Origin of the sequence: Staphylococcus sp. M0911 (assembly GCF_003491325.1) — a bacterium.
Classification (GTDB): Bacteria; Bacillota; Bacilli; order Staphylococcales; family Staphylococcaceae; genus Staphylococcus; species Staphylococcus warneri_A.
Window position 1 is genome coordinate 996,792 of record NZ_CP022881.1, and the last position, 24,571, is coordinate 1,021,362.

Genomic DNA, 24,571 nt, shown 5'->3' on the forward strand with positions numbered 1-24,571 from the left:
CTTTAATAAAAATGAGCTTAAAACGAAATTGACTCTTTTATTTTCATTAAAAATATATTAAGATGTAATTTGTGTTTCAAGAAATGTGTATAATTGCAATTTCTTGTGTCCGGATATAAATTCTCTTCAAGAAAGGTAGATAATAGAATGGATAGACAGAGTTTTACAGATTTAATTCAAACAAAATTTAAAATGGTTCGTATAGAAGCAGGATATACACAAGATACAATGGCTCAAACAATTGGACTTTCTAAAAAAACATTAGTTCAAATTGAAAAAGAACGTGTATTACCAAATTGGACAACATGTGTTTCAATTTGTGCGTTATTTAGAGATTCAGATGTTTTGAATAGCACGTTTGGTTGTGATCCATTAGAAATCGTCCAAACAATATCTAGAAATCATTGTGCTTATCCAAATCACTCAACAACTAGTGATATTTATTGGAATACAATTGAAACTAGAAGCGGTTATATTTTACAAAGTAATAAAGTTAGCAATATTTACCGTGTATTAAATCCTGAAAAACAACCTATTTTCGGCACTTCTAAAATGAGAGAAGCAGAAACTTATTTCAATAGAAATGCTAAAGAAGAACTAGTTCATATTTAATTTTTCTCAAATAAGTGATAGTAGAATCTTAAAATGATTTAATCACTTATTTTTATTAACATAGAAGATGTTTTAGTTATTGACTATACATATTAGCCTAGGCCGTCAACAAATGATGACTTAGGCTTTTATTTGTACTGTGGGTAATTATAACGACTTATTTTAAGTTAGTTGGTAAATGAAAAAAGTTTTATAAGTATAAATTAACGAAACCTAAGGAAATTAAATGCTATAATAAATCATGATTTTTTATATTTTGAAGGGAGTCTATGTCATGCATGCTTTGTTAATCATCTTATTTATGATGGTGGTTGGTGCCGTTATTGGTGGGTTAACTAACGTCATAGCTATCAAAATGTTATTTCACCCGTTCAATCCATATTACATTTTTAAAATAAGAGTTCCATTCACACCAGGTTTAATTCCGAAAAGAAGAGATGAAATTGCAAATAAAATTGGTCAAGTTATTGAAGAACATTTGCTTACAGAAGATCTCATGAGACAAAAATTAAATGATGGAAAAGCTAAAAGTACGATAAACGATATTATTTTAAAACAGATACAACAACTGAAAGCAGATGATATGACTATTCACTATATTGCAGAAAAAGTTGATTTTAATATCGATTATTTTATAGAACATCAACTACACGAAGAAGTAGAATCAATGCTAATGAAATATTACAGGTCTCATCAACAATCTACAGTTAAAGATGTATTACCTCAGGAATTAATTGAGTTGATTGAAGAAAGACTGAATGAAGTTGGTGATTTAATTTGTGAACGTGCACGTGTTTATTTATCTTCACCAAAAGGTACGCACGACATCAACGATATGTTAGAAACATTCTTTAATGAAAAAGGTAAAATTGTAGGTCTATTACAAATGTTTATGACACGAGAGAGTATTGCTGATCGAATACAACAAGAATTAATTCGCTTAACAAATCATCCGAAAGCCAAATCAATTATTGATCAAGTGATCAATAATGAATTTGAAACATTAAAACAAAAGCAACTAGGTGAATTAGTATCAAATGAACAGTTTGAAAATATTGCTACAACTGCAACATCATTAATGATGACGCAATTTAATTTACAAGATAAAATAAGAAAACCTATTAATGAATTGGCACCTCAGTTTATTCATTATTTAGAAAACGAGTTGTCTAGCAAACTGACAGATATCATTATTAATCAAGTATCAAACAATTTAACAACTATTATGCATAAAATTAATTTAAGACAACTTGTTGAAGATCAAATCAACACATTTGATTTAGACTATATAGAAAAAATTATTATCGATATTGCTAATAAAGAATTAAAATTAATTATGTCATTAGGTTTTATACTTGGTGGTATTATAGGAATTTTCCAAGGTATAGTCGCAATCTTTGTCTAACTAAATGATATGTGTTACATTTATTAAGAGTGTTGAAACACAAATTAACTCAAAGGAGTGCAATGAACAATGGCAGTAAATTTATATGATTATGCAAACCAATTAGAGCAAGCATTAAGAGATAGTGATGAATACAAAGCTATTAAAGATGCTTATGCTAAAGTAAAAGATAACGAAGAATCAAAAAAATTATTTGATGAATTCCGTGAAACTCAAATGAATTTCCAACAAAAACAAATGCAAGGTGAAGAAATTCCTGAGGAAGACTTACAAAAAGCTCAAGAACAAGCTCAAGCAATTGAAAAAGATGAAAACATCTCTTCATTAATGCAAGCTGAACAAAAAATGAGTCAAGTATTCCAAGAAATCAACCAAATCATCGTTAAACCATTAGATGAAATTTACGCTGACTAATAGTTAGTTATTTATTCGTAGCTACAGTACTTATTAAGTGCTGTAGCTTTTTTTATATTATGAATGAATAACTATGTTCAACATCGACTGTTATGTTTCACATATGGTAAAATGATTAGATATAAAGGAATATTGTGACTGGATTTTTATTTGGTAATTAGAATACGAAATGTATCTTTATTATTTTAAATACATTTTAATTAACTTCAGTCATAAAGTGTCTTTAATAAGGAGAATAGAGCTTATGGTTAAATTTATACATTGTGCGGATTTACATTTAGACAGTCCTTTTAAATCTAAAAGTCATTTGAGCCCCAATATATTTGAGGATGTTCAAAAAAGTGCGTATGAAAGTTTTCAACATATTGTTGATTTAGCATTACAAAAAGAAGTAGATTTTATCATCATTGCTGGTGATTTATTCGATAAAGAAAATCGAACATTACGAGCTGAGGTGTTTTTAAAAGAGCAATTCGAACGATTAGAAAAAGAACAAATTTTCGTTTACATTTGTCATGGTAATCATGATCCATTGTCAACAAAGATATCATCAAATTGGCCTAAAAATGTATCTGTATTTTCAAACCAAGTAGAAACTTATCAAGCGATTACTAAAGATGGAGAGACAATTTTTATACATGGATTTAGTTATCAAAATGATGCAAGTTATGAGAATAAGATTGATAGCTTTCCATCTAGTCAGGGACAACAAGGTATACATATCGGGGTGCTACATGGTACTTATAGTAAGTCATCTGTTAAAGATAGATATACTGAATTTAGACTAGAAGATTTAAATAGTAAATTGTACCATTATTGGGCGTTAGGTCACATACATGAAAGACAACAATTAAGTGACTTACCAGTTATTAATTATGCTGGTAATATTCAAGGTCGACATTTTAACGAAAAAGGTGAAAAAGGCTGTTTACTTATCCAAGGGGATAATTTAAAGCTCACTACACAATTCTATCCGACACAATCTATTAAATTTGAAGAAGCAACTATTGAAACTTCAGAAACAACTAAACAGGGCTTGTATGAAGCAATCCAAGCATTTAAAGATAAAGTACGAGAAGAAGGAAAAGCATTTTACCGCTTAAATGTCATTATCAATAGTGAATCAATGATGTCACCTCAAGATATATTACAAGTCGAAGAAATGATTACGGACTATGAAGAAAATGAAAAAGATTTTGTATTTATAGAGGATTTAAATTTAAAATATAAATCGAATGACGAGTCTCCATTAGTAAATGAGTTTTCAAATGATTTATTAAATGATAGAACAGTCTTCGATAAAGCAATGTCGGATTTATATTTAAATCCACGTGCTTCTAAATATTTAGATGACTATACAACTTTTGATAAAACAGAGCTAGTCAATCATGCTGAAGATTTATTAAAGGCAGACATGAGAGGTGAACAAAATGATAATTAAATCACTTGAGATATATGGCTATGGCCAATTTGTTCAGCGAAATATTGAGTTTAACCAATCATTTACAGAAATTTTTGGTGAAAATGAAGCTGGTAAATCAACGATTCAAGCTTTCATCCATTCTATATTGTTTGGCTTTCCAACTAAGAAGTCTAAAGAACCACGTTTAGAACCAAGATTAGGTAATCAATATGGTGGTAAATTAACGCTTCAATTAGACGATGGAAATGTCATTGAAGTAGAACGTATCAAAGGTAGCGCTCAAGGTGACGTTAAAGTATATCTAGAAGATGGTAGCGTTCGAGATGAAGAATGGTTACAAAAGAAATTGAATTATATATCTAAAAAGACATACCAAGGTATATTTTCTTTTGACGTCCTAGGCTTACAAGATATTCATCGTAATTTAGATGAAAAACAACTACAAGACTATTTACTTGAAGCGGGTGCTTTAGGGTCCACTGAATTTACAAGCATGAGAGATACGATTGGTCAGAAAAAGGACGAATTGTATAAAAAGTCAGGTAAAAATCCAATTATTAATCAACAAGTGGATCAGTTAAAACAATTAGAAGCACAAATACGTGAAGAAGAAGCGAAACTTGATACGTATCATAGATTAGTTGATGAAAAAGACAAATCTTCACGCCGTCTTGACAATATCAAACAGAACTTGAATCAACTCTCTAAAATGCATGAAGAAAAGCAAAAAGAAGTAGCATTACATGATCAAACACAAGAATGGAAACAATTAGAACATGCACTAAATGTTGAACCATTACATTTTCCTGAAAAGGGGATTGATCGTTATGAAGCTGCAAATGCGCAAAGACAATCCTTGCTCAAAGACATTAGTTTAAGAGAACAACAATTGGCTCATATCAAACAAGATAATGAATCTTTAGAACCTGCTAAACAGTCTGATATTGATGCCTTTAATAGTTTATATCAGCAAGAAAATGAAATTAAACAAAAAGAATATGAATTAAGATCTTTAGAAAAAGAAATTTCTGATAAACAACGTGATAAAGAAAGTATGCAATCTAATATTGGTTGGAATGAAACGCATCATGATGTTGATAGTTCAGAGGCAATGAAGAGTCATATTAGTGATCAAATTAAAAACAAGCAAGAGCAAGTCGCGTATATTCAACAATTAGAACGTAGTATTGAAGATAATAAAATTGAACAAAACGCAAATAGCAATGAATTAGATCACTTAGAAAATCAACTTGTTCCAGAAGAAACTTTTGAAAAGAAAAAAGAGCACAAACAACAAATTGTTGAATTAAATGAGAAAGAAAATCTCTATGAAAAATTAAAAGAAACATTTGAAATTGAACAAGAGCGAAAAAACAAACGCCAAAAAATGTTACGTATGGTATTTATTTTACTAGCAATAGTTGGCGCAGCGTTAACCGTTTTCGCATTTTTAACGCAAAACATGATTTTTGGTATTATATTTGCTGTATTAACTGTTGTGTTTGTAATCGGTATATTCCTAGTGAAATCTAAGGAAGTAGATTATAGCGAAACAATCACACAAGAAATTGACGATTTAGAAAAACAATTAGAAGTTTTAGAAAATCAATATGATTTAGACTTTGATTTAGATGAGCAACAACGTACACGTGATCATTGGCAACATGCTTTAAAAAATAAAGACGTTCTAGATGAAAAATCAAATTATATGAACAATGCATTATCTAAGGCAAAACAACGTTTCAATGATATTAATCATAATATTGAAGTTGCGAAACAAGAGTTACATCTTTCACCAAAAATATCAGATAGCCTTATTGTTGAAAGTATAGGTACAATGGGCCAAATCAAATCAAATGATCAGTATATTGATGAATTAAATTCTAAACGTCATCAAATAGTAAATGATTTAGAGGCATTTTATAATCATGCTGAAGCAGTGACACAATCACAATTTACTTACTTTAATAAAATGTCATTCTTCCACGATGTGAAACAATGGCTTAAAAATGCTGAAGAAAGTAATGAAAAGTGGCATAAAAATACTGAACAAAGTAAATTATTAAATGATGAGTTATCACAGCTACGAACACACTTAGAGGATAATAATCAAACGATTAACGAATTATTTAATCATATCGGTGTGGCTACGGAAGAAGAATATTATCAACATCATGAAAAATATCAAACATATATAAATCAATTGACGCGTTTCAATGATTTAACAAAATATCTTGAAAATCAAAATTACTCATATGATGCTAGTTCACAATTAAGTGATAAAACAACAGCACAGTTAAACGAGGAAAATCAATTACTTGCACACCAAGTTGACCAATATAATGAACAATATTTGGATATGCAAGCTGAAGTGAGTGATCTTAATGCTCAAATTGCGCATATGGAAACAGATACGACATTAACACAATTACGTCATGAATATCATAGCTTGAAGAATAGAATGAATAGCATAGCTAAAGATTGGGCAAGTTTAAGTTACTTACAAAGTTTAGTAGATGAACATATAAAACAAATTAAAGATAAACGTTTACCACAGGTGATTAATGAAGCTATTCTTATTTTCACAAATCTTACTAACGGTGCTTATACTAATATTTATTATTCAGAAGAAGCTATTCAAGTTAAACATGAAAATGGTCAAATGTACCAACCTGTAGAGTTAAGTCAATCTACGAAAGAGTTGTTATATGTTGCACTTAGATTGAGTTTGATTAAAGTATTAAAACCATATTATCCATTCCCAATTATTGTGGATGATGCGTTTGTACACTTTGATAAAGATCGTAAAGAAAGAATGTTAAATTACTTAAGAACATTATCAACGGATCATCAAGTACTATACTTTACGTGTACTAATGATAATATTGTTCCAACTAAAGAAATGATTACATTAAATAAATTAGAGAAAGGCGGGAAATAATGAGAAATGTAGAAAAATTAAATCCCGGTGATTCAGTTAATCACTTCTTTTTAATCCACAGAGCAACACAAGGTGTGACAGCTCAAGGTAAAGACTATATGACACTTTATTTACAAGACAAAAGTGGAGATATTGAGGCTAAATTATGGACTGCAACGAAAGAAGATATGCAGACATTGAAGCCAGAAGAAATCGTACATGTAAAAGGTGATGTCATTAACTATCGTGGTCGTAAACAAATGAAAGTGAATCAAATTCGATTAGCGACACCTGAAGATAACATGAATACACAAGATTTCGTAGATGGAGCACCTATGTCTCCAGCTGAAATTCAAGAAGCACTTTCCCATTATATGTTAGATATTGAGAATGCTAATTTACAACGCATTACAAGACATTTAATTAAAAAGTATCAAGAAAGTTTCTTTACATTTCCAGCTGCAAGTTCACATCATCATAATTTTGCGAGTGGTTTAAGTTATCATGTTTTAACGATGTTAAAAGTTGCTAAATCTATTTGTGATATATACCCACTATTAAATAGAAGCCTATTATATAGTGCCATCATTTTACATGATTTAGGAAAAGTAAAAGAGCTTAGTGGACCTGTGGCTACAACGTATACTGTTGAAGGTAATTTATTAGGGCATATTTCAATTGCAAGTGATGAAGTGGCTGAAGCAGCAAAAGAGCTTGGAATCGAAGGTGAAGAGGTGATGTTATTAAGACATATGATCTTAGCTCATCACGGTAAATTAGAGTTTGGTTCACCTAAAATGCCGCATTTAAAAGAAGCCGAGATTCTATTTTTCATAGATAATATAGATGCTAAAATGAATATGTTTGAAAAAGCATTTAAGAAAACTGAAAAAGGCCAATTTACTGAGCGAATCTTTGGTCTTGAAAATAGACAATTCTACAATCCAATACAATTAGATTAATATGAAAAAAGGTGATGAACTCGAATATGAATTCATCACCTTTTAATTTAATCTATTATCTATATATTTCAAAAGTGAGTAGAGATGATATAATAATATCGTCGCCTATCTCTCAGGCGTCATTTTGACGATGAGAGGGGATGTTACTTCCATGACTGAAATCTTTGTTCATATCGCAACTACTGTTTTTAGTGGTTGTATCGTTACATTATTTGCGCATTGGCTACGCCATCGTAACGATAAGTAAATAGGCGACACATGTAGCTACACTAAAAAATCCCCTCACTACCGCAAATGGTGAGGGGATTGGTGTTTCCATACTGAAATCTTTGTTATATATATTATAACATGTGTAAATAGGATTGCAAAATGTTACAGTCGTCAATGCTAATTTTGAATTATGAGCCTGTCATTCCTGGAGCACCTTGTTGCATGCTAGCGCCACCTTGTGATGACTGTTGTTCTTGTTGTTTAATCTTGTCTGGATCTAAAATTGTATCATCAACAGCTTTTTTAATATCTCTATCTTTATAATCTACTTTATATTCATCTAGAATTTCTTTATAAGCATCGGTAAGTAATTTAGGATCTTTTTGAATTTTTTGTTCTAAAATTTTAGATTTTAGATTTGATTTTTCTGAATTAAAGTCAGTTTCTTTGTCAGCTTTAATGATATGGTAACCATAATCAGTTTTGATAACTTTAGAAACTTCACCTTCTTTAAGTTTAAATAGTGCTTTGTCGAAGCTTTCCATCATTTGACCTTTTGTTACATAACCAAGGGAACCATCTTTTTTAGCACTAGATTTATCCATTGATTCTTTTTTGGCGATTTCTCCAAATTTACTTGGATCTTTGGAAACTTCTTTTTGAATTTCTTCAGCTTTTTGTTTAGCTTTCTTATCTGATAAGCCTTCTTTATCACTATCTTTAGATTTGACTTTGATTAAGATATGAGAAGCTTTTTTAGTATTATCTTTGATTTCTTTGTCCGAAACTTTAATCTTATCATTTAATAATTCTTTCTGATAAGCAGATAAACGTTTTTGATCTTTGTATTCATCCATTGACATACCTTGTTGTTTTAAAACACTTTCAAATTGTTCTTTACCACCATATTGCTTTTCTTCTTTTTTGATATCTTTATCAATATCTTTAGTATCTACTTTATCTTTATATTTATCAGCGAGAATTTTATCTAGAGCGATACTGAATGATTTACTAGCAATTTGATCTTTGCCAATTTTCTTCATAACATCCTCAACTTTAACATCACCAGCTTTAGATGATATGAGCGTGTTCTCTTTTGAATCTGTCGAATCTGAGCCACATGCACCTAGTAAAAGGGCACTTGCTGTCACTGGTATCATGATTTTGTTAAATGCTTTCATATGTTGTTAGCTCCTTTATGTATATAATCAACGTAAATATAACATATAAAAGGGAAGGTACCAATTCAAAACCCTCTCTATAGGACTATAGTACTAGGTGATTTATAGACAAAAGTCCATGACGATAAAAAACGAGGTTGAGACATAAAGCTTTTGTGCTTCTGGGAAACCGATTAACGGCATCCCAAAAGCAGGATTATCGACAGAAGGGACCCAACATAGAGAAATTGGTATTCCAATTTCTGCAAATAATGCAAGTTGGGCAAACGCTCACGATTCGACAAAATTTGGAAAACAATTCAAATGAACAAACTCAACTATTGAGTTTGTAAGAACTACTAACCTATGAATAAGGAAGTAGTTCTTTATCATCGTTCGGTTCTGCTCAAATCCTAAACGCTTTTGTCCCGACCTCTTTAGATTTAAACTTATAAAGTAGAAACGAATTTTTCTTTTTTTAAAATGTGAACGCCTGATTGATGTTCTTCAATATAATTACCATAGTTTGAAAACACTAGGATTTTTAAATAAAGTAAATCAAGTACAGAAAAACCAAAATTAAGTGCTAATAGAAACATACAATAATGTCCATATTGAGGGAAATACATACATAAAAAAATAAATAAAGATGATATTAATATAAAAGGTAATATCAAGTTGATACAAAAATAAACTTTATGAATAGGTGTATTTACATAAGTATTAAAATATGGAATCCATTTCTTTCGAGTTAATTTATGAATTCGAAATGATTTGTAAAAGGGTAAGAAAAATAATAAATGAACCCCTTTATGCAATGGATACATAAAAAATATAAGTACAAGCACAATCAAAAAATGTTTATCTGATAATGGCGTGTTACTAAAAAAGTACATGACTTCATAACTAAACAAAAACATTATAATGGTACCAACGATGCTCATGAATGCAATTCTAGGTATACCAAATCTTTCATGAATATCAATTTGTCTTGTACATAAAAACATGCAACATGCCTCATTTCTTAGTCAATATATGTATGGTATTATCTATTGAATTAGAGATGAAGTCAATAGGTACTTTAGTAAAAAACAGTCAAACACCATAATTCAAAAGTGATTCAATATATTAGAAACCCCTATTCAAAAATGCAATTATTGATTGCACTTTTTGAATAGGGGAAACCCAATAATGATTCATTTATTTTTCTTTAGAAAATGTGTTACTGATTTCTTCGCCACGGTTTTGTAAATTCTCAATGTGAGATTGTAGCTTTTCAATATTAGGGTTAATATCAGACTTGAAGTTACCGATTAATGTTTTGATTTCATCACCGATTGAACTACCAAATTCTGTTCCTTCATTTTTAATTTGTGAACTATAATTTAATATGTCATTAAATGATTGTTTCATTGTTTCTAGTTCACGTTGTAACTCTGATTGAGCGCCAGTTGGTTGTCCGCCATCAATCGTGTTATTTTTAACGCTTTGGTCATCACGATTACGCAATGAGACTGCGAAACCTGCGGCAACACCTACGCCAATACCAAACAATACGCGTGTTACTTTCATTATAAATCTCCTCACTTTTATATCTCGGATAATTGTATTATTCATCTTATACCCATTTTAAGACAAATTAAGCATGATTATTCAAATTGAGCTTGAATTTGAGCAGCAATTTCTTTTTTGACTTCATCATTTAACGTTTCTTCATGTGTTTCCCATTTATAACCAAAACCATCAATGTCATTTTCATATCTTGGAATTAAATGGAAATGTAAATGGAAAACAGATTGATCGGCGAATTCACCATTATTTTGTATAATGTTTAAGCCATCAGGATTAAATGCTTTTTTAATTGCATTTGCCACTTTAGGAAGAGCAACACCTATATGTTTCATTGTTTCTTCATCTGTTTCAAAGATATTTGCTGAGGCTTTTTTAGGGATTAACAGTGTATGACCTTTCGTTACTTGAGAAATATCTAAAAAGGCATAGACATAATCATTTTCATAAATTTTAAAGCTAGGAATTTCACCAGTAATAATTTTACTGAAAATCGTTTCAGACATGTTGATTACACTCCTCTTCTCTTCATCTTAAAGTATATTATAGCATTACTAACAAAAATTCGTCATTCTTCATAGCTAATTTTAGGTGTAATTCATTATTTTTGATACAATAGGTCTCGTGGAGGTGCCTTATGACAGTAAAAGTAGAACATCTAACAGGTGGTTACGGTAAACGACCTGTAATTAAGGATATTAATTTTGAATTAAAAAAAGGCGAAATCGTTGGATTAATTGGTCTGAATGGTGCTGGTAAAAGTACTACGATCAAACATATGTTAGGACTTTTAACACCTACATCAGGCTCATTATCAATTTCAAATACTAATATAACAGACGATATTGAAACATATCGTCGAAAATTATCATATATTCCAGAATCACCAGTTATTTATGATGAATTAACGTTACAAGAACATATTGAAATGACTGCAATGGCATATGGTCTATCTCAAGAAGAAGCAATGAAAAGGGCAGAACCATTATTAAAAATATTTAGGTTACAAGATGAATTAAAAGTCTTCCCAAGCCATTTTTCAAAAGGTATGAAGCAAAAAGTGATGATCATATGTGCTTTTATTGTTAATCCTGAATTGTACATTATTGACGAACCATTTTTAGGTTTAGACCCATTAGGTATACAGTCCATGCTTGATTTAATGGTAGAAAAGAAAAATGAAGGGCGTACAGTGTTAATGAGTACACATATCTTAGCCACTGCCGAACGCTACTGTGATCGTTTTATCATTTTAGATAAAGGTGAAGTTGTGGCCTTTGGAAATTTAGAGGAATTAAGAACGCAAACTGGTCTAAATCATCATACACTTGATGATATTTATATACATGTTACTCAAGGTGGACATGCCAATGAATAATCAGGCAACGACATTATTTAGAAAGCGTCAAAAGGCGATACGTAAAGAAAAGAATTACTACAATAAATTTATTTTTAATGGTCATTTTACTGTCTTTCTTTTAATCTTGTTCGGTGCTTTTATCATGGGGTATGGAGAGTGGTTAAAACATATACCTAAGCATATCGATTATGCACTTATAACTAGTATGATTATCGCGATTGCTTCATTATTTCCATTAAGAACATTATTAAAAGAAGCAGATCAGATTTTTTTATTACCGTTTGAAAAGTATATGAAACGATATATGTCATTAAGTATTCAATATAGTTACTTTGCAAGAATAATAATGCAATTGGTATTACTCATTGTACCATTTCCATTATTTTATAAATTAAATCATCACCATTTGCAGTACTATATTGTTTTTGTAGTAATTGCACTAATATTACCCTATTTAGTATTATGCCTAAGATGGATTGGTTATCAATTAGGTGTATCAACTTGGTTAATGAATATAGGCTTTTTTATTATTTTAAGTATTAACTATTATTTGATTCTCGGAATGCAAACGTATTTCGCGTTAATTATCACGTTAGTCATATTAATATTGATTGTTATTTTAAAATCTAAAGCAGACAAACAATTATACCCATGGGATAGAATGATTGGGGTAGAACATAGACATTATACTAATTATTATAAGTTTGTAAATATGTTTACCGATGTCAAACATCTTAGAGAATCTGCGGTTAGACGTAGTTATTTAGATTTTATCTTGCCGGTACCAAAAGGTAAAAAGTTTAATGCAAATCAAATGTATTTATATTTATTTATACGAAGTTTTGTACGTGGTAGAGATGCTTTCAGCATCATATTAAGATTGACACTTATTGCGGTGATATTAATGGTATGGCTTTCAAATCCAGTAGTATCTATATTAATAGGTAGTCTGTTTATGTATATTACTTTATTACAAATGTCTCAGTTTTATACTCAACAAGCCTATGGACTATGGCCACAGGTTTGGCCAGTACCTGATACAATTGTTATCAAGGGTTATGAGAAGTTTTTATATAGACTTATGATTATTATTGGTTTGATATTAACAATTACATTTTCAATCATGAATCCAACATTATTTTTCTTTTCAATCGTATTCTTCTTAGTTGGTTATTTAACAATTAGAAGTACCATTAAAAAATTAAAATACCAAGAAACATTATTAAGAGATTAAATGAAAAAGTTGTCCTATAGCGAAAGAAGTATCTACGCTATAGAACAACTTATTTTTTAATTATGATCAACTGGATATAAGTAACGTTCAAAGTAGCTTGAATGTTGGCCACTATATCCAAAGAATTGATTTAATGCTGCTTTAGAAAAATGATCTTGGAATAAATCAGATGACTTAAAGTCTTCATATGCACTACGATTAGCAAAACCAAAATACAATTTATAAGTATTGCCTTCTAAAGGTCGTAATAATCGATAACTTTTGAATCCACCGAAAGTGTCAAAAGGTGCACCTAAATGAAGCAATTGTTTTTCTAATTGATTTTTATGATCTTCTGATGAAGGAATAAACAGTGCACAGTAAAAATGATCTTCATTAAATTCACCCACACTGTATAACACTTCATAAGCACTTGGATGTTTTAGTACAGATTTTCCTTCAGTTTCTTCTAATATAACTGAAGTATCTGATGCTGAATATTGGTATAAATTATGATCTGGATTATTAAGTTGAATTTGATTTAAAAATCCATAAGTCCCATAAGATGTATATAAATTCATGACAGTTACCTCCCTCGTTTTTATTAATTATACGATTATCAATTTTTATTTTCTACCTTAAAAGTCTGATTTTTAAAATAAATCTATAAGAATGTATTGATTTATTACAAATTAAACTGAAATTAAATGGAATTATATTATATCCATGATATAAAATGACGAGTTATTATATTGAATTTCAATATCTAAATAAAAAATTATGACAATTTGTAAGTAGTTCATATTTCCAAATAATTTTACTATGTCTTTTTTATGACATTTAAGCACATTAAAATACGAACGAACATACAATATGATATTATAGATAAGAATGATTTTAATTTAGGGGGACTATATGGTGCATACCAAGAATGATACGATTTTAAAAATGATAAAAGGTGAAAAGACATCCCATACACCGGTCTGGTTTATGCGTCAGGCAGGGAGGTCACAGCCAGAATACCGTAAATTAAAAGAGAAATATTCATTATTCGATATTACGCATCAACCTGAATTATGTGCATATGTCACACACTTACCAGTTGATAATTACAACACAGATGCTGCGATTTTATATAAAGATATTATGACACCGTTAAAACCTATTGGTGTAGATGTTGAGATTAAATCTGGAATCGGACCAGTGATACAAAATCCAATAAAATCAGTACAAGATGTTGAAAAACTTTCTCAAATTGATCCAAAACGAGATGTACCATATGTTTTAGATACGATAAAAATTTTAACTGAAGAAAAATTAAATGTACCGTTAATTGGATTTACTGGTGCTCCATTCACTTTAGCTTCATATATGATAGAAGGCGGACCATCTAAAAATTACAATTTAACTAAAGCAATGATGTATCGAGATGAAGCTACTTGGTTTGCTTTAATGGATCATTTGGTTGCTATTTCCATAGATTACGTTAATGCACAAATAGAAGCAGGTGCCGAGTTGATTCAAATCTTCGACTCATGGGTAGGCGCTTTAAATGTTCAAGATTATAGAAAATATATTAAGCCAGGTATGGATAAACTAGTAAATGGTATTAAGCGTCAACATCACGTTCCAGTCATATTATTTGGTGTTGGTGCGAGTCATTTAATTAACGAATGGAATGATTTACCAATTGATGTGCTAGGTTTAGATTGGAGAACATCTATTCAGCAAGCTCAACAAATGGGCGTAAACAAAACATTACAAGGTAATTTAGACCCTTCATTATTATTAGCGCCATGGGAAGTAATTGAAGAGAGATTAAAAGACATTTTAGACCAAGGTATGTCTAGAGGTAAACACATCTTTAACCTTGGGCATGGTGTTTTCCCAGAAGTTCAACCAGAAACACTTCGCAAAGTAAGTCAATTTGTACATGATTATACTCAACAGTAGTTCTATTAATTCAATTTGAATAACGTAAGTAATATGATTAGATTAAAGGGTGGTTTTATAAATGAGTAAAACAATAGGATTATTAGTAATGGCTTATGGCACACCTTACAAAGAAAGTGACATTGAACCTTATTATACTGATATCAGACACGGTAAAAAACCAACAGATGAAGAACTACAAGATTTAAAAAACCGCTATGAATTTATAGGTGGCTTATCACCATTAGCAGGTACAACAGACAGACAGGCAGAAGCATTAAGAGATGCCTTAAATAGCGCATATGATGATGTTGAATTTAAGTTATATTTAGGTTTAAAACATATTTCTCCATATATAGAAGAAGCAGTTGAGTCTATGAATAACGATGGTATAACTGAAGCAGTAACTGTAGTTTTAGCACCACATTATTCAAGCTTTTCAGTGGGCTCTTATGATGAACGTGCCGATCAAGAAGCTGAAAAATATGGTATTCAATTACATCATGTTAAACATTATTATCACCAACCGAAATTCTTAGAATTTTGGACTAATCAAATTGATGATACTTTAAAACAGATTCCATCTGAAGAACATGACGATACTGTATTAGTTGTATCAGCACACAGTCTACCTAAAGGATTAATTGAAAGAAACAATGATCCATATCCTAAAGAGCTACATGACACAGCAGAACAATTAAAAGTTAAATCAAATATTATCCATGTTGCTGAAGGTTGGCAATCAGAAGGTAATACTGGTACACCTTGGTTAGGGCCTGATGTACAAGATTTAACTAGAGATTTATATGAAGCCCATGGTTATAAAAACTTTATCTATACACCAGTTGGATTTGTATGCGAACATTTAGAAGTTTTATATGATAATGACTATGAATGTAAAGTTGTTTGTGACGACATCGGTGCAAATTATTATCGTCCAGAAATGCCTAATACACATCCATTATTTATCGGAGCAATTGTAGACGAAATTAAATCAGTATTTTAATAGAAGGAAGCGTGAATGATTTTGAGTAAGAATGTAGCAATCATCGGTGCAGGTATAACCGGCTTAACAAGTGCTTACTATATGAAAAAACAAAATCCTCATTTAAATGTAACCATTTATGAGGCAACCAATCGACCAGGTGGAAAAATCCAAACATATCGTAAAGATGGCTATACGATTGAATTAGGCCCAGAGTCTTATTTAGGTAGAAAAACGATTATGACTGATATAGCTAATGAAATTGGATTAGGTAATGATTTAATTACCAATACGACAGGTCAATCATACATTTATGCTAAAAATAAATTATATCCGATACCTGGTGGTTCTATTATGGGAATACCAACGGATATTAAACCTTTTATCAAAACTAAATTAATTTCACCATTAGGTAAACTTAGAGCTGGATTAGATTTATTTAAAAAGCCTATCGAAATAGAAGATGACATTTCAGTAGGTGATTTCTTTAGACAGCGTTTAGGTGATGAAGTACTTGAAAATTTAATTGAACCACTGATGGGTGGTATCTATGGTACAAATATAGATGACTTAAGTTTAATGAGTACATTTCCTAACTTTAAAGAAAAAGAAGAAGCCTTTGGTAGCTTAATTAAAGGTATGAAAGATGAAAAAGAACAACGTATTAAACAACGTCAATTATATCCAGGTGCGCCGAAAGGACAATTTAAACAGTTCAAGCATGGTTTAAGCTCATTTATCGAAGCACTTGAAAAAGCTGTTAAAAATCAAGGTGTAGACATTCAATATAACACCAAAGTTGAAGATATTATTGTATCTCAAAGAGACTATCAAGTGGTTGTTGATGGTAAAAATGAAGTTTATGACGGTGTATTAGTCACTACACCTCAACAAGTGTTTATGCAATGGTTCAATCATGATCCAGCATTTGATTATTTCAATACGATGGATTCAACAACAGTTGCAACAGTTGTCCTAGCATTTGATGAAAAAGATATTGAAAATACTTATGATGGTACTGGTTTTGTTATTGCTAGAACAAGTAATACAGATATTACGGCATGTACATGGACATCTAAAAAATGGCCATTTACAACACCAGAAGGCAAAGTTTTAATAAGAGCTTATGTTGGTAAACCAGGTGATACTGTTGTGGATGATCACACAGATGAAGAAATTGTTTCTATAGTACGTCGTGATTTAAAACAAATGATGACATTTAAAGGTGATCCTGAATTCACAATAGTCAATCGATTACCGAAAAGTATGCCTCAATACCATGTAGGCCACATTAAACAAATTAGAAAAATTCAAGAACATATTAAACGAACTTATCCGCGATTAAAAATTACAGGGGCACCATTTGAAGCGGTTGGCCTACCTGATTGTATCCAACAAGGTCATAATGCGGTTGATGAAATGCTAGAGGAATTACGTTAATACGTTTTATAATTTAATTAAAGCACTTTAAAAGGATAATAATGTCTTTTTAAAGTGCTTTTGATATAGAATAAAGATAAATACGTTCATGATAAAGACTGCTACTTAATCTAGAAGTGAGGTTGATAAAAAATGACAGATGTCATCATTGTTCATTCAAGTGTAGGAAATGCACATAATCATTGGTATGAATGGTTAGGTCACAATTTAACGTTAGAAGGATATAAAGTCTCTCTTTTTAATTTAGAAGCTAATACTCCTGCTAAAATTGATATGTGGGTTAAGCAAATGCAACAACAATTAAATGTAAGAAAGAAAGATACATATTTTGTAACACATGGATTTGGAACGATAGCGACTTTGAAATTTATAGATACATTAGAACAAAATGTTGAAGGGCTATTCAGTATTGCTGGTTTTAAAGATGATGCAGTAGACATAGATGAAAATATTGATTTACATGGAGTAACGATTAATTATGAACGAGTTAAAAGTAAAGTAGATCATTTTTATGGTTTGAGTTCTAAAAATGATACACATGTTTCATATAAAGAAACGAAACGACTCATGGATACCTTAGATGGACGTATGCGAGTTGTTGAAGATGGTGGCCATTTTATGGAAGAGGATGGTTTTACTACATTCACATCACTACAAAATCGTATGCAAGGATTTATGACGCAATAGGGTAGGGAAATTAATAATATAATTTAAAAAATGCGCCGTACTTATTTAGAATAGATAAGTATGGCGTTAGTCATTTGATATTGTGATCCATTTAGTAGCAGTAAGGGACAAAAAACAGAAAACATGAATAATAGAAGATGATTATTTTATAGAAAAGGTATCAATTTTGGATGAAAGTTAATATAATAGAAGGCCATTTAGACACTTTTGTTATAAAATGAAATCAAGTAGTAATTTTTACACATTTTAATTTGGAATTAATATTGACTAATAGTAACAAACTTAATATACTAATAAAGTGTTAAGCGAGAGCGTATTAAAGCGACTTGAACGTATCGATTGTTTTATTAATTCAAACAATGTAAATTTAGTTTAAATAAAGTGTTGACTTTATTAAGCTAATGATGGTACAATAATCAAGTAGTCAAAAATAATATTATCGCGGGATGGAGCAGTTCGGTAGCTCGTCGGGCTCATAACCCGAAGGTCGGTGGTTCAAATCCGCCTCCCGCAATACATAGTTTTAATAGGTCTCGTAGTGTAGCGGTTAACACGCCTGCCTGTCACGCAGGAGATCGCGGGTTCGATTCCCGTCGAGACCGCCATTATTAATATTATGGTTCAGTAGCTCAGTTGGTAGAGCAATGGATTGAAGCTCCATGTGTCGGCAGTTCGACTCTGTCCTGAACCATTCGTCATTTTTGGCGGTTGTGGCGAAGTGGTTAACGCATCGGATTGTGGTTCCGACATTCGAGGGTTCGATTCCCTTCAACCGCCCCATAATCGTATTACATTTCACATGCGGGTGTAGTTTAATGGCAAAACCTCAGCCTTCCAAGCTGATGTTGTGGGTTCGATTCCCATCACCCGCTCCATTATTATTCCACAGTAGCTCAGTGGTAGAGCTATCGGCTGTTAACCGATCGGTCGTAGGTTCGAGTCCTACCTGTGGAGCCATGGCTCCTTGGTCAAGCGGTTAAGACACCGCCCTTTCACGGCGGTAACACGGGTTCGAGTCCCGTAGGAGTCATACAAACAGAAGTGAAATATCGCTTCTGTTTTTTTATTTATCATATTATGAAGGAGAGTTGTCCGAGTTGGCCGAAGGAGCACGCCTGGAAAGTGTGTAGGCGCCACAAGCGTCTCGAGGGTTCGAATCCCTCACTCTCCGTAAAAGTGCCTAGAATGGTTTTAATCCATTCTAGGCTTATTTTTGTTTTCTTTTAAATTAGGGATTAATTTGAGGATAAAAGAATTTAAATGAAAGTCTCAATTCTAATAAAAGTGAGTAAAGTTGCCGAATCAAAAATTGAAGACCATAAAGAAAGACAACCACACAACGTTAAAAAAGAAATAAAAACATTAGAATTATATATTGAGAAATAAAATAAAAATGTTATAATATACATAAGTCAACGACAGTGCGTGGACTATTAAAACGAAATACATTGAACACAGTAGCCAGCCAACTATGAGGCTAGGCGATAATTGAATATCATAGTATTTTGCAGGATTGAGTTTTATACTTATCCTGCTTTTTAAATTTAAAATGATACATCATGAGAATTTTTACAATTAAACAAAAAATTATATTATAGAGATTGAAGTATTACTACTTCAATCTCTATTTTTTATGGATAAAATCAAATGAAAGTTATAAGAATAAGTCAATATGATTATGAGACACTGTTTAACAATATAATATGTGCTAGTAATCACCAGATTTGGGATTATAAAAATAGAAGGGGTTAAGGTTATCAGAAATTTTACAATTGATTTTGAAAACATTGCAATGATTTTATGGCTATTAATAATTCCAAACGTTTTAGTTGAAAGCATATCTAAGTATCTTAAAAACGATAATATTTATAATATATAATTTTCTTCATTCAAACTTTATACATATATAACATATCAAACATATCAAACATATAAGAAAAACCCTAAAGCGATACGATAAGGTATGCTTTAGGGCCATAGGATTATGGAACTTGAGTTCCAGGATGATCATGATACAGATTATTTGTTACCAAATAAACCTTTGAAGAAATCTACTGCTTTTTTGATAAGATCTGTGATAAATTGCATTGTGATTCACCTCCTATAATTTGTATCTTTAATATAAATCTTTTTTAATCTTTTTTGGTGTTTTTTTCTTATTTTATATACGTTTTTCCCAAGATGTAGTTTTTATCATTTAAAAGGACATTCTTGAATGCGAAGGTGTAGATATACATTTGTTTCTACATACTTTATTAGAAATTTAAGATTTGAACACTGATAGATGCTATTAAAATCGTTATAATTAAATATGTAATCATAAATGGAGGAATGACTCGTGGACTTTTGGTTAAAGGAACAATCTATCAAGAATAAAAACAAAATAGCTGTGACTGATGGACAACGCTCGCTTACATTCAAAGCTTTATATGATGAAGCGCATGTACTTTCACAACATTTAATACAATTAGCTCAGTCAAGAATTGGTTTACATATTAACAATCGAATTGAATCATTGATATTAATACATGCATGTTGGCTTGCTAATATTGAAATTGCGATGATTAATACTCGATTAACGACTAATGAAATGATTGCTCAAATGAATTCAATCGATGTTAATACAATTATCACAATGACATCTTTAGAATTAGAAGGTTTTAATATATACAATATTGAGGAAATTCAGCTTTTAAATCAAATAGAAGATCAAATGAATATTTTTAAATTAGAAAATATCGCATCAATCATGTTTACGTCGGGTACGACAGGTCCACAAAAGGCTGTGCCTCAAACGTTTAAGAATCATCTAGCAAGTGCAGAAGGATGTAAAAGGAGCTTAGGTTATAGTCAACAATCTAAATGGTTATCTGTACTCCCGATTTATCATATATCTGGTTTGAGTGTGATATTACGTAGTGTGATGGAAGGATTTACTGTCAGACTATTAGAGAAATATAATACAGAAGATATGCTTGATATAATTAAAAATGAAGATATTACTCATGTGTCTCTTGTACCACAAACATTAAAATGGTTAATGGATGCCGGTTTAGAAAAGCCTTATCAATTAGAAAAGATACTGTTAGGTGGCGCAAAGCTTTCTTCTAATTTAATTCAACAAGCTTTAAAGTATCGCTTGCCTATTTATAATTCGTTTGGAATGACTGAAACATGTTCACAATTTTTAACTGCGACACCAGATATGTTGGCTCAACGATATGATACAGTTGGAAAACCGAGTGATAATGTCAAAGTTAAAATTAAAGATGCTGATCAAAATGGTCACGGTGAATTACTTATAAAAGGGGAAAATGTAATGAATGGTTATTTATATCCTTCTAATTTAACAGATACCTTTGAAGATGGCTTTTTTAAAACAGGTGATATTGCTGAAATTGACGATGATGGCTTCGTTATGATTTATGATCGTCGTAAAGACTTAATCATTAGTGGTGGAGAAAATATCTATCCATATCAAATTGAATCTGTAGCTAAATATTTTCCTGAAATTGAAGACGCCGTATGTATCGGTCAAAATGACGACACATGGGGTCAAGTACCGGTACTATATTATATCGCCCAAGACTATGTTGATAAAAATGATTTACAGCAACATTTCTCCACACATTTAGCTAAATATAAAATACCTAAAGCCTTTTATGAAGTAAATGAATTACCATATACATCAACAGGTAAACTACAAAGAAATAAAGTGATGTCAAAGGAATCAAAAAATGAAGATAAATGAGTTGAAGTTTTATTTATATAGTCAGGCATTTAAATCACCTATTGTGACACCTAAAGTGTCGTTAGACAAAAGAGAATGTTTAGTTATCGAACTGATTACTGATACAGGTGATACGTATTTTGGTGAGTGCAATGCCTTTAAAACACCATGGTATGATAAGGAAACCATATCATCGGTTAAACAACAGATTGAACAGTGGTTTGTATCAATTAAAAATAAAGATGTACATTCGTTTGAAGAATGGCAGGCATTATTGAATACATTAAATCATTGTCCGGCAGCCCGCAGTACAGTTGTCATGGCGTTATATCAAATGTATTATAAACTTAAAGCATTTAAGGTTGAATATGGTGCTACCGTGAGTGGATGGAGTGATGCCCAATTTGCGACGTTAAAGCAAACACAACCTAAACGTATAAAAGTGAAATATTCAAATCAATTAATTTCTGATATTAATAAATTAAAGTCATTAGAATTTCCATTTGATATTGTCATCGATGCAAATGAGTCACTCGATATCAATCAATACCAAGAAATAAATAAAAATACTAAGCAGAACATATTATATATAGAAGAACCATTTGCTAATATTAATACCTTAAAACAGTTTGATGATGAACCTCAATTACCTATTGCTATTGATGAAAAAGCTACATCAATTGATGATATTCAGTTTATTGTTTCGCATTATCCAATTGATACGGTCGTACTCAAGCCGTTTAGATTAGGTGGCATTGACCGTGTTATCGAAACCATTGATTATCTAAAAAATAGGGGTATTAATATTGTTGTAGGTGGTATGTACGAATATGGATTGAGTCGATATTTTACTGCGATGTTATCTCAATATGGTGATTATCCTGGAGATGTGACGCCAGCAGGCTATTATTTTGAAAATGATTTTGTGGAAAATGAAGGTATTTTAAAAGAGGGAATGATTGCATTCATCCCCCCAGTAGTTGATAGAAGTAAATTAGAATGTATTAATGGTGATGTTTAGACTTATTTTTAGCAAGCGGTACTGGGTCATAGCCACCTTTATGTAGTGGATGGCATTTGAGTATGCGTCGAATGCCTAAATATAATCCTTTGAAAGCACCATGATATTGAATCGCTTCACGCGTATATTCTGAACATGTAGGATAAAAGCGACAAGTAGGTGGTGTTAATGGAGATATATAGCGTTGATAAAAATGTATCAAGGCTAGAAATATTTTTTTCATAAAAAAGCCTCCAACCAGAATTTTGAATACAGTTATTTTAACATATTATAAAGGAATGTGATGTACTTGAAGTTTTTAGATAAAGACCAAAGAGAAGTGCAGTTAACATATAAAGCGAATACAGATAATCCAACAGGTAATCACGTTCTTGCAATACCAGTATACCAAGGGAAGTTATTATTTACTCGACATAAAAATAGAGGTATTGAATTTCCTGGCGGCAAAAGAGAACATGGAGAATCAAGTATTGATGCTATCCAACGAGAATTATATGAAGAAACCGGCGCATATGTAGAAGAAATGCAGTATATTGCTCAATATACTGTGAAAACTAACGATGCCACTAGGCTCGTCAAAGATGTTTATTTTATTCAAGTTTCATCTTTAGCCAATCGAACTGACTATTTAGAAACAGATGGCCCTTGTCTTTTTACTTCTATTAAAGACATACCATATAGTGAACGTAGTTTTTTGCTACAAGATGACGCCATTTTACACTGTTTTGAAAGGGTGACTTCACTTGGACTTTATTAAAATGAAAAGAATGCCGATTGAAATAGCTACGCACCAGTTTGATGAAATCACTTATGATGTTGATCATCTAAAAGTGAAAGCACTAATGATGACACCATATAGTAAAGTTAATCGAATCGTGGTTTATTTAAGAGGCGGAAAAGGACAAGTTGGTCGGGTACGAGCAGCTCGTTTAATGCAATTTTCCAATGAGCACACACTTGTTGTAGGCCCTTATTATAGAGGTAATAATGGTAGTGAAGGTAAAGATGAGTTTTATCGAGGAGATTTAAATGATGTCACTGAACTTATACGCATATTACATTCAAAATATCCCAACGCGTTTATACATATGATTGGATTTTCTCGTGGTGGGTTGCAAGGCTTGCTAACATTTCAAGATTTACCAGTTGATAGTTATATCATTTGGGGTGGTGTTTCTGATATACATTTAATGTATGAAGAGCGTGTGGATTTAAGAGGGATGCTGAGAAGAATGGTAGGACATCCTAAAAAAGATCATGAAGCATATGAAGTTAGAGAAGCGATACAATATATTACACCGCAAAGTCCACCGATTTTAATTGTACATGGTGGTAAAGATAAACAGGTAGGTATTCATCAAGCTTATTATCTAGAACGACAATTGAAAGATATTGGTGCACCTTATGATACATGTTATCAAATGGAAGAAGGACATGTACCTCGACCATTTGCTTTGCAAGAAACTTTAACGTATATACATAAATGGATGACTCAAATAGAAACAAACAAAAAATAGCGCAGCAGATT

25 protein-coding genes and 8 tRNA genes are annotated in these 24,571 nt (G+C 31.3%); 26 read left to right on the forward strand and 7 right to left on the reverse strand.

Annotated features, from left to right (window positions below; all coding sequences use genetic code 11):
• Positions 1-147 precede the first annotated feature (147 nt).
• From xdrA to ssp1_RS05005, 7 genes are all read left to right on the forward strand, one after another.
• The gene (gene xdrA / locus ssp1_RS04975) at positions 148-612 is read left to right on the forward strand and encodes an XRE family transcriptional regulator XdrA (RefSeq protein WP_002452105.1); all 465 of its coding nucleotides are present in this window, start codon (positions 148-150) and stop codon (positions 610-612) included.
• A gap of 274 nt (positions 613-886) precedes the next feature.
• Positions 887-2,017: a DUF445 domain-containing protein gene (locus ssp1_RS04980; protein ID WP_002452106.1), complete on the forward strand. Its 1,131-nt coding sequence runs from the start codon at positions 887-889 to the stop codon at positions 2,015-2,017.
• A gap of 69 nt (positions 2,018-2,086) precedes the next feature.
• Positions 2,087-2,431 carry a YlbF/YmcA family competence regulator gene (locus ssp1_RS04985; protein WP_002452107.1) on the forward strand — a complete coding sequence of 115 codons (345 nt, stop codon included), beginning with the start codon at positions 2,087-2,089 and terminating at the stop codon, positions 2,429-2,431.
• 244 nt (positions 2,432-2,675) lie between these two features.
• Positions 2,676-3,872, forward strand: a complete 1,197-nt coding sequence (locus ssp1_RS04990) for a metallophosphoesterase family protein (RefSeq protein WP_002452108.1) — start codon at positions 2,676-2,678, stop codon at positions 3,870-3,872.
• A complete protein-coding gene (locus ssp1_RS04995) occupies positions 3,862-6,795 on the forward strand; it encodes an ATP-binding protein (protein WP_075779016.1) in 2,934 nt (977 codons plus the stop codon). Before ssp1_RS04990 ends, ssp1_RS04995 begins: the two co-directional genes overlap by 11 nt.
• Complete coding sequence (gene yhaM, locus ssp1_RS05000; protein WP_075779017.1) at positions 6,795-7,736, forward strand: 3'-5' exoribonuclease YhaM; 942 nt, start codon at positions 6,795-6,797, stop codon at positions 7,734-7,736. Before ssp1_RS04995 ends, yhaM begins: the two co-directional genes overlap by 1 nt.
• 151 nt (positions 7,737-7,887) lie before the next feature.
• Complete coding sequence (locus ssp1_RS05005; protein ID WP_107536146.1) at positions 7,888-7,983, forward strand: type I toxin-antitoxin system Fst family toxin; 96 nt, start codon at positions 7,888-7,890, stop codon at positions 7,981-7,983.
• Positions 7,984-8,134: 151 nt separating this feature from the next.
• On the opposite strand, the gene prsA is transcribed toward ssp1_RS05005, so the two are convergent.
• The 4 genes from prsA to ssp1_RS05025 all read right to left on the reverse strand — a co-directional run bounded on the left by prsA (position 8,135) and on the right by ssp1_RS05025 (position 11,181).
• On the reverse strand, positions 8,135-9,127 hold the full coding sequence (prsA, locus tag ssp1_RS05010) for a peptidylprolyl isomerase PrsA (RefSeq protein WP_075779018.1): 993 nt from the start codon (positions 9,125-9,127) through the stop codon (positions 8,135-8,137).
• 428 nt (positions 9,128-9,555) lie between these two features.
• On the reverse strand, positions 9,556-10,113 hold the full coding sequence (locus tag ssp1_RS05015; protein WP_002452113.1) for a DUF3267 domain-containing protein: 558 nt from the start codon (positions 10,111-10,113) through the stop codon (positions 9,556-9,558).
• A 193-nt stretch (positions 10,114-10,306) separates the two neighbouring features.
• Positions 10,307-10,678 (reverse strand): YtxH domain-containing protein, encoded by a 372-nt coding sequence (locus tag ssp1_RS05020; RefSeq protein WP_002452114.1) that lies wholly within the window; start codon positions 10,676-10,678, stop codon positions 10,307-10,309.
• A 77-nt stretch (positions 10,679-10,755) separates the two neighbouring features.
• The gene (locus ssp1_RS05025) at positions 10,756-11,181 is read right to left on the reverse strand and encodes an HIT family protein (protein WP_002452115.1); all 426 of its coding nucleotides are present in this window, start codon (positions 11,179-11,181) and stop codon (positions 10,756-10,758) included.
• 131 nt (positions 11,182-11,312) lie between these two features.
• On the opposite strand from ssp1_RS05025, the gene ecsA reads away from it, so the two are divergent.
• On the forward strand, positions 11,313-12,053 hold the full coding sequence (ecsA, locus tag ssp1_RS05030) for an ABC transporter ATP-binding protein EcsA (RefSeq protein WP_002452116.1): 741 nt from the start codon (positions 11,313-11,315) through the stop codon (positions 12,051-12,053).
• Positions 12,046-13,269 carry an ABC transporter permease EcsB gene (ecsB, locus tag ssp1_RS05035; protein WP_075777913.1) on the forward strand — a complete coding sequence of 408 codons (1,224 nt, stop codon included), beginning with the start codon at positions 12,046-12,048 and terminating at the stop codon, positions 13,267-13,269. Before ecsA ends, ecsB begins: the two co-directional genes overlap by 8 nt.
• A gap of 56 nt (positions 13,270-13,325) precedes the next feature.
• Here ecsB and traP read toward each other — a convergent pair whose 3' ends face one another.
• Complete coding sequence (gene traP, locus ssp1_RS05040; RefSeq protein WP_002452118.1) at positions 13,326-13,829, reverse strand: signal transduction protein TRAP; 504 nt, start codon at positions 13,827-13,829, stop codon at positions 13,326-13,328.
• Positions 13,830-14,163: 334 nt separating this feature from the next.
• Between traP and hemE the strand changes: the two genes are divergently transcribed.
• The 13 genes from hemE to ssp1_RS12115 all read left to right on the forward strand — a co-directional run bounded on the left by hemE (position 14,164) and on the right by ssp1_RS12115 (position 19,678).
• Positions 14,164-15,201, forward strand: coding sequence for a uroporphyrinogen decarboxylase (gene hemE, locus ssp1_RS05045; protein ID WP_002452119.1), 1,038 nt, complete (start codon positions 14,164-14,166; stop codon positions 15,199-15,201).
• 61 nt (positions 15,202-15,262) lie between these two features.
• A complete protein-coding gene (gene hemH / locus ssp1_RS05050) occupies positions 15,263-16,186 on the forward strand; it encodes a ferrochelatase (protein WP_049425469.1) in 924 nt (307 codons plus the stop codon).
• 21 nt (positions 16,187-16,207) lie between these two features.
• A complete protein-coding gene (hemY, locus tag ssp1_RS05055) occupies positions 16,208-17,605 on the forward strand; it encodes a protoporphyrinogen oxidase (RefSeq protein WP_162886126.1) in 1,398 nt (465 codons plus the stop codon).
• A gap of 132 nt (positions 17,606-17,737) precedes the next feature.
• The gene (locus tag ssp1_RS05060) at positions 17,738-18,292 is read left to right on the forward strand and encodes an RBBP9/YdeN family alpha/beta hydrolase (protein ID WP_075777911.1); all 555 of its coding nucleotides are present in this window, start codon (positions 17,738-17,740) and stop codon (positions 18,290-18,292) included.
• A gap of 440 nt (positions 18,293-18,732) precedes the next feature.
• Positions 18,733-18,806, forward strand: a tRNA-Met gene (locus tag ssp1_RS05065).
• A gap of 15 nt (positions 18,807-18,821) precedes the next feature.
• Positions 18,822-18,897: transfer RNA gene (locus ssp1_RS05070), tRNA-Asp, on the forward strand.
• Positions 18,898-18,910: 13 nt separating this feature from the next.
• Positions 18,911-18,983, forward strand: a tRNA-Phe gene (locus ssp1_RS05075).
• 13 nt (positions 18,984-18,996) lie between these two features.
• A tRNA-His gene (locus tag ssp1_RS05080) sits at positions 18,997-19,072 on the forward strand.
• A 21-nt stretch (positions 19,073-19,093) separates the two neighbouring features.
• Positions 19,094-19,167: transfer RNA gene (locus tag ssp1_RS05085), tRNA-Gly, on the forward strand.
• A gap of 7 nt (positions 19,168-19,174) precedes the next feature.
• Positions 19,175-19,249: transfer RNA gene (locus ssp1_RS05090), tRNA-Asn, on the forward strand.
• 1 nt (position 19,250) lies between these two features.
• Positions 19,251-19,322: transfer RNA gene (locus ssp1_RS05095), tRNA-Glu, on the forward strand.
• 52 nt (positions 19,323-19,374) lie between these two features.
• A tRNA-Ser gene (locus ssp1_RS05100) sits at positions 19,375-19,463 on the forward strand.
• A gap of 89 nt (positions 19,464-19,552) precedes the next feature.
• Entirely contained in the window at positions 19,553-19,678 is a 126-nt protein-coding gene (locus tag ssp1_RS12115) for a hypothetical protein (RefSeq protein ID WP_259342338.1), read from the forward strand.
• 633 nt (positions 19,679-20,311) lie between these two features.
• Here the strand turns inward: ssp1_RS12115 and ssp1_RS12155 are convergent.
• Positions 20,312-20,380: an epsilon family phenol-soluble modulin gene (locus tag ssp1_RS12155; protein ID WP_100066984.1), complete on the reverse strand. Its 69-nt coding sequence runs from the start codon at positions 20,378-20,380 to the stop codon at positions 20,312-20,314.
• A gap of 250 nt (positions 20,381-20,630) precedes the next feature.
• Here ssp1_RS12155 and menE point away from each other — a divergent pair, with 250 nt between their 5' ends.
• Positions 20,631-22,043, forward strand: coding sequence for an o-succinylbenzoate--CoA ligase (gene menE, locus ssp1_RS05110; RefSeq protein ID WP_107536247.1), 1,413 nt, complete (start codon positions 20,631-20,633; stop codon positions 22,041-22,043).
• Positions 22,030-23,043: an o-succinylbenzoate synthase gene (gene menC / locus ssp1_RS05115; protein ID WP_075778774.1), complete on the forward strand. Its 1,014-nt coding sequence runs from the start codon at positions 22,030-22,032 to the stop codon at positions 23,041-23,043. Before menE ends, menC begins: the two co-directional genes overlap by 14 nt.
• Here menC and yidD read toward each other — a convergent pair.
• Positions 23,027-23,266, reverse strand: a complete 240-nt coding sequence (gene yidD / locus ssp1_RS05120) for a membrane protein insertion efficiency factor YidD (protein WP_002452125.1) — start codon at positions 23,264-23,266, stop codon at positions 23,027-23,029. The two genes, menC and yidD, sit on opposite strands and share 17 nt — an antisense overlap.
• A 60-nt stretch (positions 23,267-23,326) precedes the next feature.
• Here yidD and ytkD point away from each other — a divergent pair, with 60 nt between their 5' ends.
• Both ytkD and ssp1_RS05130 read left to right on the forward strand, forming a co-directional pair.
• Positions 23,327-23,800 (forward strand): RNA deprotection pyrophosphohydrolase, encoded by a 474-nt coding sequence (ytkD, locus tag ssp1_RS05125; RefSeq protein WP_118828142.1) that lies wholly within the window; start codon positions 23,327-23,329, stop codon positions 23,798-23,800.
• A gap of 10 nt (positions 23,801-23,810) precedes the next feature.
• Entirely contained in the window at positions 23,811-24,560 is a 750-nt protein-coding gene (locus ssp1_RS05130; protein ID WP_162886127.1) for an alpha/beta hydrolase family protein, read from the forward strand.
• The last annotated feature ends 11 nt before the right edge of the window (positions 24,561-24,571 follow it).

Excerpts from the sequence above, each read along its gene's own strand:
- traP (WP_002452118.1), bottom strand. The coding sequence starts at position 13,829 with ATGAATTTATATACATCTTATGGGACTTATGGATTTTTAAATCAAATT.
- menC (WP_075778774.1), top strand. The coding sequence starts at position 22,030 with ATGAAGATAAATGAGTTGAAGTTTTATTTATATAGTCAGGCATTTAAA.
- hemH (WP_049425469.1), top strand. The coding sequence starts at position 15,263 with ATGAGTAAAACAATAGGATTATTAGTAATGGCTTATGGCACACCTTAC.
- hemE (WP_002452119.1), top strand. The coding sequence starts at position 14,164 with ATGGTGCATACCAAGAATGATACGATTTTAAAAATGATAAAAGGTGAA.
- prsA (WP_075779018.1), bottom strand. The coding sequence starts at position 9,127 with ATGAAAGCATTTAACAAAATCATGATACCAGTGACAGCAAGTGCCCTT.
- ssp1_RS04980 (WP_002452106.1), top strand. The coding sequence starts at position 887 with ATGCATGCTTTGTTAATCATCTTATTTATGATGGTGGTTGGTGCCGTT.
- ssp1_RS12115 (WP_259342338.1), top strand. The coding sequence starts at position 19,553 with ATGAAAGTCTCAATTCTAATAAAAGTGAGTAAAGTTGCCGAATCAAAA.
- ecsA (WP_002452116.1), top strand. The coding sequence starts at position 11,313 with ATGACAGTAAAAGTAGAACATCTAACAGGTGGTTACGGTAAACGACCT.
- ssp1_RS05025 (WP_002452115.1), bottom strand. The coding sequence starts at position 11,181 with ATGTCTGAAACGATTTTCAGTAAAATTATTACTGGTGAAATTCCTAGC.
- xdrA (WP_002452105.1), top strand. The coding sequence starts at position 148 with ATGGATAGACAGAGTTTTACAGATTTAATTCAAACAAAATTTAAAATG.
- ssp1_RS04990 (WP_002452108.1), top strand. The coding sequence starts at position 2,676 with ATGGTTAAATTTATACATTGTGCGGATTTACATTTAGACAGTCCTTTT.
- ssp1_RS05060 (WP_075777911.1), top strand. The coding sequence starts at position 17,738 with ATGACAGATGTCATCATTGTTCATTCAAGTGTAGGAAATGCACATAAT.
- ssp1_RS05005 (WP_107536146.1), top strand. The coding sequence starts at position 7,888 with ATGACTGAAATCTTTGTTCATATCGCAACTACTGTTTTTAGTGGTTGT.
- ssp1_RS05020 (WP_002452114.1), bottom strand. The coding sequence starts at position 10,678 with ATGAAAGTAACACGCGTATTGTTTGGTATTGGCGTAGGTGTTGCCGCA.
- ssp1_RS04995 (WP_075779016.1), top strand. The coding sequence starts at position 3,862 with ATGATAATTAAATCACTTGAGATATATGGCTATGGCCAATTTGTTCAG.
- yidD (WP_002452125.1), bottom strand. The coding sequence starts at position 23,266 with ATGAAAAAAATATTTCTAGCCTTGATACATTTTTATCAACGCTATATA.
- yhaM (WP_075779017.1), top strand. The coding sequence starts at position 6,795 with ATGAGAAATGTAGAAAAATTAAATCCCGGTGATTCAGTTAATCACTTC.
- ytkD (WP_118828142.1), top strand. The coding sequence starts at position 23,327 with ATGTACTTGAAGTTTTTAGATAAAGACCAAAGAGAAGTGCAGTTAACA.
- ssp1_RS05015 (WP_002452113.1), bottom strand. The coding sequence starts at position 10,113 with ATGTTTTTATGTACAAGACAAATTGATATTCATGAAAGATTTGGTATA.
- ssp1_RS05130 (WP_162886127.1), top strand. The coding sequence starts at position 23,811 with ATGCCGATTGAAATAGCTACGCACCAGTTTGATGAAATCACTTATGAT.
- ssp1_RS04985 (WP_002452107.1), top strand. The coding sequence starts at position 2,087 with ATGGCAGTAAATTTATATGATTATGCAAACCAATTAGAGCAAGCATTA.
- ecsB (WP_075777913.1), top strand. The coding sequence starts at position 12,046 with ATGAATAATCAGGCAACGACATTATTTAGAAAGCGTCAAAAGGCGATA.